Annotated in this window: 12 protein-coding genes and 3 pseudogenes; 5 read left to right on the forward strand and 10 right to left on the reverse strand. The window is 57.7% G+C overall.

Going from position 1 to position 13944, the window contains the following annotated elements; all coding sequences use genetic code 11:
* Window positions 1-83: 83 nt before the first annotated feature.
* Window positions 84-224 (forward strand): annotated as a pseudogene (locus D8Y22_RS23545) (tyrosine-type recombinase/integrase); the annotation flags it as partial.
* A gap of 456 nt (window positions 225-680) precedes the next feature.
* Here the strand turns inward: D8Y22_RS23545 and D8Y22_RS14785 are convergent.
* The 3 genes and pseudogenes from D8Y22_RS14785 to D8Y22_RS23400 all read right to left on the reverse strand — a co-directional run.
* Window positions 681-890 (reverse strand): hypothetical protein, encoded by a 210-nt coding sequence (locus tag D8Y22_RS14785; protein ID WP_141465473.1) that lies wholly within the window; start codon window positions 888-890, stop codon window positions 681-683.
* A 12-nt stretch (window positions 891-902) separates the two neighbouring features.
* Window positions 903-1151, reverse strand: a pseudogene (locus tag D8Y22_RS23395) (ParA family protein); the annotation flags it as partial.
* Between the two features lie 110 nt (window positions 1152-1261).
* Window positions 1262-1425 (reverse strand): annotated as a pseudogene (locus tag D8Y22_RS23400) (ParA family protein); the annotation flags it as partial.
* A gap of 246 nt (window positions 1426-1671) precedes the next feature.
* Here D8Y22_RS23400 and D8Y22_RS14800 point away from each other — a divergent pair.
* From D8Y22_RS14800 to D8Y22_RS14810, 3 genes are all read left to right on the forward strand, one after another.
* Window positions 1672-1932, forward strand: a complete 261-nt coding sequence (locus D8Y22_RS14800; protein ID WP_141465474.1) for a PIN domain-containing protein — start codon at window positions 1672-1674, stop codon at window positions 1930-1932.
* 116 nt (window positions 1933-2048) lie between these two features.
* Entirely contained in the window at window positions 2049-3068 is a 1020-nt protein-coding gene (locus D8Y22_RS14805; protein WP_141465475.1) for a DUF1611 domain-containing protein, read from the forward strand.
* Between the two features lie 25 nt (window positions 3069-3093).
* Window positions 3094-4137 carry a dipeptide epimerase gene (locus D8Y22_RS14810; protein WP_141465476.1) on the forward strand — a complete coding sequence of 348 codons (1044 nt, stop codon included), beginning with the start codon at window positions 3094-3096 and terminating at the stop codon, window positions 4135-4137.
* 68 nt (window positions 4138-4205) lie between these two features.
* Here D8Y22_RS14810 and D8Y22_RS14815 read toward each other — a convergent pair whose 3' ends face one another.
* The 4 genes from D8Y22_RS14815 to D8Y22_RS14830 form a co-directional block, all read right to left on the reverse strand.
* Window positions 4206-4709: an acyl-CoA dehydrogenase gene (locus D8Y22_RS14815; protein ID WP_141465477.1), complete on the reverse strand. Its 504-nt coding sequence runs from the start codon at window positions 4707-4709 to the stop codon at window positions 4206-4208.
* On the reverse strand, window positions 4706-5701 hold the full coding sequence (locus D8Y22_RS14820) for a ParA family protein (RefSeq protein ID WP_141465478.1): 996 nt from the start codon (window positions 5699-5701) through the stop codon (window positions 4706-4708). Before D8Y22_RS14820 ends, D8Y22_RS14815 begins: the two co-directional genes overlap by 4 nt.
* A gap of 1343 nt (window positions 5702-7044) precedes the next feature.
* The gene (locus D8Y22_RS14825) at window positions 7045-7446 is read right to left on the reverse strand and encodes a VOC family protein (RefSeq protein ID WP_141465479.1); all 402 of its coding nucleotides are present in this window, start codon (window positions 7444-7446) and stop codon (window positions 7045-7047) included.
* 223 nt (window positions 7447-7669) lie between these two features.
* The gene (locus D8Y22_RS14830; protein ID WP_141465480.1) at window positions 7670-7963 is read right to left on the reverse strand and encodes a PadR family transcriptional regulator; all 294 of its coding nucleotides are present in this window, start codon (window positions 7961-7963) and stop codon (window positions 7670-7672) included.
* A 129-nt stretch (window positions 7964-8092) separates the two neighbouring features.
* Between D8Y22_RS14830 and D8Y22_RS14835 the strand changes: the two genes are divergently transcribed.
* Complete coding sequence (locus D8Y22_RS14835; RefSeq protein ID WP_141465481.1) at window positions 8093-9397, forward strand: MFS transporter; 1305 nt, start codon at window positions 8093-8095, stop codon at window positions 9395-9397.
* A 223-nt stretch (window positions 9398-9620) separates the two neighbouring features.
* Here the strand turns inward: D8Y22_RS14835 and D8Y22_RS14840 are convergent, their stop codons facing one another.
* From D8Y22_RS14840 to D8Y22_RS14850, 3 genes are all read right to left on the reverse strand, one after another.
* Entirely contained in the window at window positions 9621-10799 is a 1179-nt protein-coding gene (locus D8Y22_RS14840) for an acyl-CoA dehydrogenase family protein (RefSeq protein WP_141465482.1), read from the reverse strand.
* Between the two features lies 1 nt (window position 10800).
* Window positions 10801-12003, reverse strand: coding sequence for an acyl-CoA dehydrogenase family protein (locus D8Y22_RS14845; RefSeq protein ID WP_141465483.1), 1203 nt, complete (start codon window positions 12001-12003; stop codon window positions 10801-10803).
* Window positions 12004-12178: 175 nt separating this feature from the next.
* Window positions 12179-13723, reverse strand: coding sequence for a long-chain-fatty-acid--CoA ligase (locus D8Y22_RS14850; protein ID WP_141465484.1), 1545 nt, complete (start codon window positions 13721-13723; stop codon window positions 12179-12181).
* Between the last annotated feature and the right edge of the window lie 221 nt (window positions 13724-13944).

Here is a 13944-nt window from a genome sequence, read left to right on the forward strand (position 1 = left end):
CTCCAGCAAACCCAGTCTCTTAGCCAATAGCTTCCCAATTAGGTACAGTCTCCGCTGAGATGCTACTTCACTCCGCCACTAAACTAGAACAGATGGCTGCAGAACAGGGTAGTAGCGATCCGCAGGTAGTCATGCGGAATTATCTTTCAGACTCACGATCTCGCCGCGTCCGCCGTGAATTCATGCGGGAACAGCTGGATGCAGCCTTCGGCGAGAGGAAATAACGGGCCACGCAGTCAGATGACGAGTTGTTTTTCGCCGTTTGAGTACTGGTATGACGGTCGAACATCCTCGAGGATATTCTTGACGATGTCCCAGGAGATCGCCGTTTGCTGCAGCCTAGTCTCTGAAGAGATGCTAATCTGAGGCTGATACTCCATTCGTGCTTACCCGACAGCATCGGGGTATTGCAAAGTGGTCGTGATTATTGGAGTAATCATGACCACTATGGATACTGCTAATCATCCCGAATTTGCCCACAAGAGAGACTCAAAGCCTATAAATTGACTTTGTAAACTTCATATTGCTATACAAAATTGTGGCTCTTGAAGGTTGAAACTACAGCGGGTTTAGCGGCCCTGTAGTGCGGAGATACAGGCGAATCAGTAAGTCGACACTGCTTCAGATCACCCCTCAATGACGAGAATCTCCTCTTTTCGAACTGCTTGATTCCAAGCGATTCACCTACTCACGCCGTGCTCGAGCACGAGTTCACCAACCCGTTCGGGTTCTTCGACTGCCAGCCGGAGTACAGCGTCGTGGAGTTCCCGTGTTTCTTCGTCAACGATATCATTCTCTGCGAGGAAGGGTCCAATCGATGTCTTAAGCTTTTTCTCGAAGTCATCCCACGTATTTGCTCGAGGCTGAGTTATCGTCGGCCTCGAGGTCATCGAACGGATTACTCATCGATCGATCCCTCCATTGGTGACGGTCGCTACAAGTTCCTCGTAGCACGCGATTTGGTCGTTCTCTAGATCGTAGTCCTGCAATGGCTGGTTTTCCTGGAGCGACTGTGAGAGCGCCGACCGATGCCGGATTCCTGGCTTCGGTGTCGCCAACTTGCCAGCATCGATCTGGTCGAACTCGTCAGCCGTTATCCGGACGAACTCAGGGACCGCCTCTTGGAGTGGCTGCCCAGGGTTGACCTCGTAATACTGTCGGACAGAAGTCAGTGACACGTCGGTCGCGAATTCGCGGCCGTCCTTACGGTGACGGCCGCAGTACTGCGACCGATCGTTGAATAGTTCTGTCCAACAGTATAACTAGCTGTATTCAGGTTCTTGTGTAGTTCTCGGTCTTCAGTCTGTGATCGATCCGGTCCGAAAGTTTGTTCGGTACGACGGCAAGCACGTCGACATCGATATACTCTCGAGCGGGTTCGATTAGCCGTTCTATTGTCCGTTTATAGCCGCCAATCGCACTCGAGCGTGCCGGGTTCGATCTCGAGAACTGGCCCTCGTACGCAGCTATTACCGACGCTGGTTATTCGGGTATCGCCCACACACTCCGCGAAAACCACGATATGACGCTTTCCGTATTTCTCGCGACGGTCGGCTCGCCGACCCCGATGCTGACGGGTCCTACCAGTGTGGTATCGACGACGAATCGATCATCGACGAACTCGAGTCCTACCTCAAGACCCTCGAACGTCGTCGTGGCCTCGCGGCGTCGATGATTCGAACCAAGCAGTCACGGTTGGCAACCTACGCCCGCCGGTATCGCGACGTCGACGGCCGGGCTGATCTGGTCGAACGTGTCACCACCGCGTCCGACGAAAGCGACGAGATCCGCCGTACGCTGTCGGTGTTCGACTGGTCACGGTCGGAACCCGACAACCCATCGCTGTCGAACGACCAGGTACGGCGGCTCTACGACGCTGCCGGCCAGCCGGCCGATGCACTCCTCGTACTCGCGCTGTGGCCTGGTGGATGATGACATACGCGACCGTAGACGGGTCCGCTTACACCGAGCGGTGTCACAAAGTGTCTATTACCTGCCAATTTCGGCGGACCCACGTATTTAAGACATACACTCGATTACCTCGAGACATGAACATCGCAATTCTCGCCCACGAGAAGTTTCCAGACCGGGCGAAGACGGCACTCGGTGTACTCCGGTACGGCGATTACGACGTTACTGCCGTTCTCGACCGGAACAACGACGGCTCTCGAGTCGGCAACTTCGTGTCGGACGTTCAGGACGCACCGATCGTCGCCGGAATGGACGACCTCGAGACGGACGAGATCGATGCGCTCTTGATCGGAATCGCGCCGATCGGCGGTAAGTTCGACGAAAGTTGGCGCGACGATGTCAGGACGGCGCTCGAGGGCGGTTGTGATGTCATTGCGGGGCTACACTACTTCCTCGAAACCGACGACGAATTCGCTCGGCTGGCGGCCGAACACGACTGTGAATTGCGGGACGTACGAAAGCCGCCTGCCGATCTGACGGTCGCGGATGGCGTCGCCGGTGAGGTCGATGCCGAGATCATCCTCACCGTCGGCACGGACTGTTCGGTCGGGAAGATGACTACGACGATGGAACTCGCTCGAGACGCGCGAGACGCCGGTTACGACGCTGCTGTCATCCCGACGGGCCAGACCGGCATCCTGATCGAAGGCTGGGGACACCCGATCGACCGGGTCGTCAGCGACTTCACCGCGGGCGCCGTCGAGGAGATGATCCTCGAAATCGGTGACGACCACGACTACCTCTTCGTCGAAGGCCAGGGTAGTATCGTCCATCCCGCTTACTCGGCGGTGACCTGTGGCATCCTCCACGGCTCGATGGCCGACCAGCTCGTGCTCTGTCACACCGCCGGCAAGGAGGTAATCCACGGTTACGAGTCCTTCGAACTCCCCGCACTCCAGACCTACGTCGACCTCTACGAGGGGCTCTCCGAGCCCGTTTCGGCTGCAACCGTCACCGCTGGCGTCCTGAATACCTCCGGCCTCGAGGACGAGGCGGCCGCTCGAGAGGCCGTCTCCGCTTACGCCACCGAACTCGGCGTCCCCACAACGGACCCTATCAGGTTCGGTACTGACGACGTGCTCGAGTCGCTCCTCTAACTGCTCTCGACCAATTCCAAGACTCATGACACTCAATACCTCGTTCGAACGACACTCTCTCCCCCTCGAGTACCCGTTTACGATCGCTCGCGGGACCCGAACCAAGACCGATGTTATCACGGTCCAAATCGAAGACGACACCGGCACGGTCGGTATCGGCGGGGCCGGTCCGTCCGCACACTACGGCGAGACCGCCGCGACCGTCGAAGCCGTCCTTCCCGACCTCCTCAAAGTCGTCGAGGATGTCGGAGATCCACATCAACTCGCCCGCATCGAACGCCGACTCCGCGAGACCGTCGAGCGAAATCCCGCCGCACGGACTGCCGTGAGCATCGCACTACACGACCTCGTCACCAAACGCCTCGAACTCCCACTGTATCGCTACTGGGGGCTCGATCCAACTGAGAGCCTCGAGACGTCCTACACGATCGGCCTCGACGACCCCGACACGATGGCCGAAAAAACCGAAACGGCTCTCGATCGCGGCTACAGTACGCTCAAGCTCAAGCTCGGCACCGATCGCGATATCGAAATCGTCGAGACGATCCGGTCGGTCGCTCCGGACGTCGACCTCTTCGTCGACGCAAACGAAGCCTGGACGCCCCGGGAGGCCGTCTCGCGAATCGAGCGCCTCGCGGACTTCGAGCTTGCGTTCGTCGAACAGCCCGTTCCAGCGGACGATCCCGGTGGACTCAAATTCGTCGCCGACCGCTCGCCAATGCCGATCGCTGCCGACGAGTCCTGTATTACGGTCGCGGATATCCCGCAGATCGCCGATCGCTGTGATATCGCAAACATCAAACTCATGAAGTGTGGCGGGCTCCGGGAAGCAAAACGGATGATTCACGCCGCCCGTGCCCACGGTCTCGAGGTCATGCTTGGCTGTATGACCGAATCGAACGCCTCGATTGCGGCCGCTTGTCAGCTCACGCCGTTATTAGACTACGCAGATCTCGACGGCTCGTTATTACTCGCCGACGATCCCTACGCCGGCGTTCCCATGCCAGACGGGGTAATCGACCTCGAGACGGTCGATCGTGCCGGAACTGGGGCTGTTGCTGATCGGTGACCTATTGGACGATACCGACCCCGTTCGTGGGGTATCGTCCCGAAACACAGCGGTCTGCCGGTTCGTCGTCAGTCGAGTGCCCCAAACCCTTCCTCTTCCATTAGTTCAGCGACCCGCTCTGGATGTTCGAACGCCAGCAATAGCGCGAATTCGCGGGCGTCCGTCTTTGCGATCTCGTTCGTCTCGAGTGCCGCTGCAACGTCGTTTCGAAATGCGGCCTCTTGCTCGGCGACTCCGTCCCGAACGTGGATCTCGAGGCGCGTGTCTCGTTCGTCGCCGACGTTGTTCCGCCGGACGAAGTACGGATATTGATCACGATTCGGTGACGGGTTGCTCCCAGTGTCGGCCGGCTCTCGCGTTGGATCCTGCTCGTCCGTCTCCCGCGTCGCACCGTTGGGTTCTGCTCGTTCTGTTGGGGTTGACGCCGTTGCAGCTGTGGCCGATTCTGTCTCGTCTGTGGACGTATTCGACGGGTCGTTTGGCGTCGATCCGTCCACTGTCTCGTCGGGGTCATCGTCCGTATCGCTCCCGCCGAAATCGAGGTCGCCGGAGCCGGATTTGAAGTTGCTCATGTCGTTTTCACCGGCGCTTTCTCGCCGTCTCGAAGATCGATTACGTTGGTCCCGTCGTCTTGAATGTTCAACTCGAGAACCGGATGAACGTCGGCGTCGAAGGTGTCGGTTGCGATAAACTGGGCCAGTTCGTACAGGCGTCGTAGCGTCTCGATTTCCCTGTCGCGGACGCGTCGTTGGCCAGCTTCGCTCACCATCTCGCCGTCTCGTTCGAAGGTCTTCCAGCGCTCTTCGACGACCTTGAACGCCGATCCTCTTGCTTCCCACATCGCGTCCATGAGACTTTCACGGTTGCCGATAGCGACCGGCGTCGCGAACGCTTCCGTCTCTTCGAACTGTTGTTGATACTGCTGATGGGCGTTGGTCTGTCCGACCCCGGACGGGATGACACACGACAATCCGATCTCGATATCGAGTTGGCGTTCCATGTTCCCGACGAGATCTTCGAGTCCCTCGAGGCTCAGGTTGCCTTTTCCGGCCGGCTTGACGGGTGCGACGAGCGTTCGGAGTGCAAAAATGGCGTTGTAGAGGAGGTCCTCCGCCCGTGCGTTCGGGTCGATGAGGACCGCGTCGTACTTTTCGTGGAGCTCTGCTTTCTCCCAGAGTAACTCGTAGAGCAGTTCGAATCGGGGATACTCCTCGCGGCTCATGTTCTTCATCCCCGTCTCGTAGGAAATCTTCTGCTCCAAGTTCGAGGTAAAGTCCCCGAGCATATCGTGACTCGGGACGATATCCACGCCCTCCGCTGTCGTTTCGATCAACTCGTCGAACTCTCCCTCCGGCATATCGAGAATGTGCTTGACGAGGTTGTCCGCATCCGGATCACTTCGACGTTCTCCGGCGTCGAAGAGGCTGGTCAGATTCCCTTCCTGTGGGTCGAGATCCACGACGAGCGTTCGCTGTCCCATCCGCTCGAGCGCAACCGCGATATTAGCCGTCATCGTCGTTTTGTACGTCCCACCGGACTCCGAGTACACTACGGCCGTAATCATATGAGGTGGAATTTCGTCTCTGATACCATAAATCTGTGTCAGACGTTTGTCCGTCTTTTCTGTAACATATATCTGTACCGAATGTCTGTAACAGATATTCACGGAATGGCTCTCGAGTGATGATGCTATAGTAACACACCGATTGCACAGGGCTATGCAGTGCTCACGCCGTTCCTGTCTGCTCGCGGGTCATGCGCGACCCAACAGGGTTTTGCGTTCGACACCGTTATCATACGGACCGTTGTAGTTCTTTATCGGTGATCACCGACCCCGTCCGGGTGATCACCGGTAAAACGCTACAACAATCCGTATCAGAACCCTTCGCTTTCTGTTCGGAACGCCCGTCAAGGAGTCTGTTTTCTCCGGCTTCTGTCGATCGTAGGAACGCTGTACTGAAATCACACACGTCTGTAACAGATGACTGTAGTTGACGTATGCGGGCCACTTGGTAGTGGCACCGGCCATGTTACTGCTACGACATCGTACCCGTGGCAAGTAGTCGAAATCTAGCTACACGATCGGTATAGACAATTGGTAATTCATCTCAATTATCTCGATCGGTCCTCGATAAGAAATTCCACCACCACGTTTGAACCGCCTTCGAAACAACTGACAGAGTATAGCAGCAGACACCCGCAACAGCCATATGTAATAAATGTCTGTAACAGCTGCCTGTGTTTATTCATATACTAGCTGTACCACCCGTTTCGGTTGTCGTGGTTCGTTCCACAAACACCAGTTATGTATATATGTTATGGATGTCTGCCACATACTTCTGTTATAGACCTTTGTCATAGTCCTCTGTCATAGATCTCTGTTATGGTATTCTATCACGAATTCCTGTCTCGGAATACTGGCACAGAGATATGGTGATGATGCGCGGAACCGATATCTGTACCGAATATCTCTTTTATTTGACGGCGCTTTCTGTCATGCGGTTTGTTCGGTATGGAGAATGTATACAGAAATCAATTACAGACGACTGTTACAGATATTTGGGATCGATGGTGGAGAGTCACACTGTCGGACAGCAGTCTGTGAGCAACGGTCGCGAATTTGCGGCCGTTCCCGAGGTCGACAGCCACAGTAGCGTGGTGGATCTTCAAAGAGTTCTGTCCGGCAGGATAGTAGCCACTGCAAGTCACTACACACTTGATCACACGACAGCTGTGCGATCAGTGTCTGGGTAGTTGCAGTTGTCAACGTATCGCTCAGAAAACGATTGGATCCGAACCGATTCGATACGAGTTCGAGTGTCCGCACTGTCACGAGCGAACCGTGGTCGATCGACTGATCCGATGAAGTCGCGGGGCTCGCCCCCCGATACTTCACACAGTGCTACACTACTCGAGATATTCGATGAGTTCGATCCGGATGTCCCCCGGCGCGACGAAAAACCCGATTTTCTTGTCACCGTATCGGGCTGGTTCCATGACTACCTCGACATCGTCTGCGGTGATGGTGCCGAAGGCATCTTCGATATCGTCGACGATGTAGCCAAAGTGGAGAAAGCCCGTGGGAAGTTCGTCGACGAGTCCTGCGGCTTCATACGGTGCCTGGTCGAACAGATACACCAGTTTGTCGGCAACTTCGAGGACGACTGCGTCGACAGCCATCTCACTGTCGCTCTCTTCGGCCCGCCGTCGTTCCACGACGTCAGCATCGAGGTGTGCCTGGTAAAACTCCGCAGCGCTGTCCGGGTCGTCTACCTTGAGTGCGACGTGGAAGAACGATTGAAGATCCATACGAAACCATACCGAAACTGTCCAATGAAGGTTTGGGGATTTTGGCTCCGCTGAAACCCTCTTCTTTAGTCGGTGTCGACACGACCGTCCGCACGGACCGTCACACCGTACCCACAGTTAAGAAACGAGATACTCATGTAGCGGCCGTCGACATCGCGTCCGGTCGGTCGAACTCACCACGTATTGTACAGCCCAGGAGATCGTCTCTACGGTAGTGCGAGCTTTACTCCGACGTTGCGAGTAGTTCGCCGACGTACTGGTCTTCCCACTCACGTCGAGCCTCGAGTTCGCGCCGGCCACGAGCCGTGACCGAGTAGTAGTTCGTCCGTCGATCTCGCTCACCTTTTTCGACGAGGCCTTTATCGACGATTTCGTCGAGGTTTGGGTAGAGACGACCGTGATGGATCTCTTTCTCGTAATAGTTCTCGAGTTCGTCTTTGATGGCGAGACCGTGTGGCTCCTCTTGTCCGGCAATCGTGTACAGCAGGTCCCGTTGGAACCCGGTAAGATCGTACATAGTTGAATGTTTATCTATCAGTGGATAAGCGTTCCGACACGATAGTCGTTACAGTTGGTACTGCAGGGACCCCGTGGACGGCAAACGGGAGTATCAAGACGGTGCTCTCTCAACTCCGTACTATCATAAATGAGAGCGTTACTTGCGGAGTACGCCGAAATCGAGCGACCTCGGAATGTCGGCCTCATCAGCTTCTCTCATGGAATCAACGAGTTTTACGGGCTCGTCATTCCACCGATCATTCCGCTGTTGGTGACGGATCTCGACATCACGTATGCAGCGGCGGGGCTGTTGTTGACGGTCTTCTACGCGATGTACTCCGTCTTCCAGTTACCGGCGGGGATGATCGCGGACCGAATCGGAAAGAAACGGCTCCTCGTATGGGGGCTGGTCGGGATGGCAATCGGATTGCTCGTCGCCAGTACGGCCCAGACCTACGAGGTTCTCCTGATGGCAAAAGTGCTGATGGGAATCGCCGGCAGCACCTACCATCCGGCTGGAATGGCGATGATCAGCGACAGCGAAACGTCGGAAACGGAGGGAAAGGCGATGGGCGTGTTCGGACTCGGCGGGCAAATTGGCGTCGCGAGCGCGCCGGTTATCATCGGCGGAATCGCCGCCCTCGTCGACTGGCGAACGGCGCTACTGGTCGCAGCTGGGGTCGGAATCGTCTTTACCGTCGTCTTCCAGTTCCTGTACCGTACCCCGCCGGCAACGATGTCAACAGAAGACCCGACCGACGAAGCGATCGATGGGGGAACTGACACGACAGACGACGAGTCGATTCGAACGGATGGGGATGGAAGCATTGCATCGCGAATACAGAGGCAGATCCAGGGAATACTACGATTCGAACTCACTACGGGGATTGTACTGGTTTCTCTCGTGACGTTATTAGTTTCGTTACAAATTCGATCGATTCAGACGTTCGCCACTGGATTCGTCGCCGATGGCGTTGGCCAAACGACCTCGATGGCAAACGGCGTCTTTTTCGTGATGCTGTCCGCTAGCGCGGTGTCGTCGATCTGGGTCGGGAGTCTGGCCGACCGATTCGACCGGGGCCGGTTGGGCGTCCTCGCGGCGACCACGACGTCGCTGTTGTTGCTCTCGACGATGCTCGTCGTCGCGCTCGAGGCGACACTCATCGACTGGATGGTAACTGGGCTGCTCGCCGTCGTGTTCGGACTTCTCGGTCTGGCGGTCTATGGCTGTACGCCGATCAAAAACGCGCTCATTTCGGAGTACGCAACGAGCGATGCCAGCGGCAGTATTTTCGGCGTTACGCAGACGGCGTCGTCGGCTGGCAGCGCGGCCGGCCCCGCAATCTTTGGCTATGTCGCGACCGAGTTCAGCATCGCTGTCGCGTTTCCCCTCATCGCGGTCGTTGGTGGAATTATCGCCGTCGGCTTCTACACGCTTTCTCGACAGCCCTGATACGAACTGCTGAAACTCCGTTTCGGTGCAGCCGTCGTTCCATGATCGGTCTGGCACTGACCGACGACGGTCTCTCCCACTCGAGAACAGCGCCCGAACGATCGGTCGGCAGCGAGCGCAACGACGAACCGGTACCGCCGCGAACTACTATAATATAAAATATAATTTCGTATTCCACTCGATTTTTCGAGATTTTTGAGCGGTCGAGTGGCTGTACCCGCCGTTACGATTCGCCTGACGGGGACTTCGCCGACTCTGTCGCGAGTCTGGCCGAAATTAGTCGCTCGCGGTTCGACTCCGGTGAGCCGAGGAAGTTGCGCCAACTTTTGGCCTGTTTGAGGTAGATGTGACCGTCGTGGTCCCAGGTAAAGCCCATGCCGCCGTGGTTCCAGATATCGTCGCTAAAGACGCGGTGCAGGCGGTCAGCGGCGTAGACTTTCGTCGCGGCGGCTGCACGTGTTGCGTCCGGTTCGTCGTTGTCGAGCGCCCACGCGGCGTAGTAGACCAGCGATCGAGCACTTTGCATATCGATCCACATATCAGCGATTCGGTGTTTGACTGCCTGAAAGCGACCGACGGGGTGGCCGTACTGTTCGCGCTCGGTCCCGTGCTCGACGGAGAGATCGACCGCTCGATCCGCTGCACCGGTCAACATGGCCGTCCCGGCGACGGTGAACCGATCGACCGCCGTTTGCAGCGCGCTGCCGCCGGCGTGTACCGGTCCGAGCAGTGCTTTGTCACCGACCTCGAGATCATCGACGGTGAGTTCGTACATCGGACGGGTCCAGTCGAGGCTGTCGAGTCGTTGCGTCTCGACGCCATCTTGATCGGTGTCGACGACGAACAGTGATATGCCGTCGTAGCCCTGCGAGTTTCGCGTTCGCGCCGCGAGGATAACCGCGTCGACGTCGTCACCGTAGGGTACAAGCGTTTTGGTGCCGTCCAATCGGAACGCTGACTCCGAGTCGCTCCCCGTCGGTTCGGCACGCATTTGGATCGCGTGGGGGAGCGATTCCGTTTCGTCGTCGTAGACGGCCACGCTCATGCGACAGTCGCCGTCCGCTATCGCCGGTAAGTAGGTCGACTGTTGGTCCTCGGTTCCGAGTTCGGTTAGCAGCGGGACGGCTATCGCTGCCGTTTCGGGAAGCGGTCCAGGAAGCGCGTAGCGACCTGTCACCTCGAGTAACGCGGTGAGATACACCATCCCCTCACCGAAGCCGCCGTACTCGAGTGGAACGGTAATCGCCGTATAGTCGAGGTCGGCCAGTTCGTTCCACAGGTCGTCGACGACGTTTTCGCCCTCGAGTTGTCGCCTGGCGAGTTCGATGCCACCCTCGGATTCGATGAAGTCGCGTGCGGTCTCCTGTACTCGTTGTTGTTCGTCGGTTAGTCTCGCGTCCATCTTACTCACCTCTGTGACTCGTTTTGCTCTTGATGTCCTTCGGGAGCCCGAGGACTTGCTCGCCGATGATGTTTCGCTGGATGTCGCCTGTGCCGGCGGCGATCCAACTGCCGTAGGAACGGATGTAGCCGGAGGTTTCGTCGACCGCTTCGTGCTCGTTATCCCAGAGCGCTGCGGCCGGACCCTTGATGTCGACGGCAAAGTTGAGGAGGTCCTTCCGGAGTTCGTCGCTGACGACGAGATCCATCGACGCCTCGGGACCGGGCGTCCCTGTTTCCATCTGCGTGCTTACGTTACGATAATGTGTCATTTTTGCAGCCTGGATCCGAGCATCGAGATCCGCTAGCTGCCGACGTACGTTGTCGTCTTCGATGAGCGGCGTACCGCCTCGCGTTTCTTCCTGACAGTATTCGAGGAGGTCCAGGTATTCCTGTTCGATCGAGTAGATCGAGGTCATGCCGTGTTCGAACGCCGACAGCGTCATGACGACGTCCCAACCCTCGTCGACCTCGCCGACGACCAGATCGTCGGTCGTCACCGCGTCGTCGAAGTAGACCTGATTGAAGGTGCGGTCGTCGTTGGCCTGGTGGATGGGCTCCGTACTGATCCCGTCTTGGTCCATGTCGACGAGAAACGCCGTCAGCCCTTCGTGTTTGGTTCCGGAGGAGTCCGTGCGGGCGACGAGGAAACACCAGTCGGCGATGTGGGCGTAACTGGTCCAGATCTTCTGACCGTTGATCACCCACTCGTCGCCGTCTTTCTCGGCTTTCGTCGTGAGACTCGCAACGTCGGACCCCGATTCGGGTTCGGAGTAGCCCTGACACCAGATCTCCTCAGCACTGAGGATATTCGGAACGAACCGCTCTTTTTGCTCCTCGGTGCCGACCTCGATCAGGGTTGGACCGATGAGATTGACTCCGATAAGATTGATCTGCGGTGGTGCATTGACGCGGGCCATCTCCTCGCGGTAGATCGTCTGTTCGATCAACGAGGCGCCGCGGCCGCCGTACGCCTCGGGCCAGTGGATACCCGCCCAGTTGTCGGCTGCGAGCGTCTGTTGCCACTCTTTGAAGAACGCGTTTCGCTCTTCTCGGTCCGAGGGTATCTCCGGATTCTCGAGCCAGCCATCCGGGAGGTTCTCCTCGAGCCAGTCCCGAAGCTCGTGTCGAAACGATTCTTGCGCTTCTGTATAACTGAAATCCATGGTGTCTGCGTGTCTGCCTCCAGGCTACTGTGACACTGTGAAGTGTCATAAGTGCAAGCGTATTTATTCATATAATTCGTGATGTATATTAACACACGATGTGAGACAACGCGTGCACAGAAACACCCACGATCGATTCGTGGGCGATAGCGTATCGATCGGCTTCTGGGCCTAGTCAGTCATCGGTTCGAAGCTTGAACTTCTGGACTTTGCCGCTGGGATTTTTCGGCAGTTCGTCGACGAGATAGTACTCACGTGGCCGTTTGAAGTTCGCGAGCGCGTCGCTGTCGCGGGCGTACCGTTCGAGTTCGTCGGCGTCGGTATCGCCGACGACGTAGGCGACGACGCGTTCGCCCCACTCGTCGTCATCCTCGCCGACGACCGCGGCCTCGGTGACGGCCGGATGAGAAAAGAGCACGTCCTCGACCTCGGTCGGGTAGATGTTCTCGCCGCCTGAGATGATCATGTCGTCCTTTCGATCGACGACGTAGAGATACCGATCGGCGTCGAGATAGCCGAGATCGCCCGTATAGTACCACGTCCGCTCGCCGTCGTCGCGAAGCGATGCGGCGGTTTCCTCGGGTCGGTTCCAGTACTCCGCCATCGTACACGGGCCGGTCAACAGGATTTCGCCGACCTCACCGCGCTCGAGTTCGGCCTCGGGTAGGCCGTCGGGTTCGACGATGCGGACGTCGTGATTGAGCGCCGGCCGTCCCGCGCTTCCCTGTTTCGTCAGTTGTTCCTCGGGCGTCTGGAAGACACCACAGGGACCGATCTCGGTCATACCGTAGGCCTGAAGATAGTCCTCACAGAGTTCGTCCATACATCGCTCGAGTATCTCTGCCGGCATCGGCGAGGCGCCGTACATGCCGAGCCGAAGTGACGACGTATCGGCGTCCATCTCGGCGGCTGCTTGCGCGAGACCGTTCCAGGCCGTCGGCGCTGCGAAGACGACCGATACCTCGTGCGTTTCGATCGCCTCCAGGGCCGCCGGTGGGTCGAACTCGTGGTGGATGACGTTCGTCGCGCCGCGATGGACTCGCGGGAACAGGTTCGCGTGTAACTCCGCACAGTGATACATCGGCAGCATCGAGAGCCCGATGTCGTCGTCCGTGAGGTTTGCCTCCGCGATGCAGAGCAGATTGTGCTCGACCATACTTCGGTGTTCGTGGACGACGCCTTTCGGCCGACCCGTCGTCCCCGAGGTATAGATGAACGCGTATACGTCGTCCTCCTCGACGACCGTCTCGGGTGCAGCGGGATCACCGGCCTCGAGTAAGCCGTAGAAATCGGCCGCGTAGTCGGGTACGTCGTCGTCGATGTAGAGGTAGTGCTCGATGGGTTCGAGGTCGTCGTGGGCCTGTTCGACGGTGTCTTTCGTCGCATTCTCGAACAAGAGTGCCTGTGCGTCGGCGTCGGTGACGATGTAGGTGAGTTCCTCGCTCGAGAGTCGGAAATTGAGCGGGGTGAAGACGGCGCCGAGTTTCGCACAGGCATAGACCGCGAGTGCCATCTCCGAGCCGTTGAACAGCAACGTCGCTACCCGATCGCCCTTCTCGACGCCGAGGTCGGCGAGGGCGTTTGCGAGCCGGTTGACGCGTTCATCGAACTCGGCGTAGGTCCAGCGGTGGTCCTTTCGGGGGTAAACGATCGCCGCCGATTCGGGCTGGCGCCGAACCGTTTGTTCTAAGGTATCACCTATCGTGGGATGCATACACACGATACTACCACAGAATTACTTAGCGTTTGTGTCGGATCGCACTCACCAGTAGTGGTGTTTCTCACCGCACTGTCGGGTCCGGTGGCGGCGTTCGATTCGGCCCGACAGTCGACGCGTGAGAATGTACTAGTATTGATTGATAGCACCGCTTGCCCACAACCTGTCGACTCATCTCGAGCGTTCGGTGACACGGGCGAATCGCGGTATGCGGAAGTGTTACT

Source organism: Salinadaptatus halalkaliphilus (assembly GCF_006543045.1).
Classification (GTDB): domain Archaea; phylum Halobacteriota; class Halobacteria; order Halobacteriales; family Natrialbaceae; genus Salinadaptatus; species Salinadaptatus halalkaliphilus.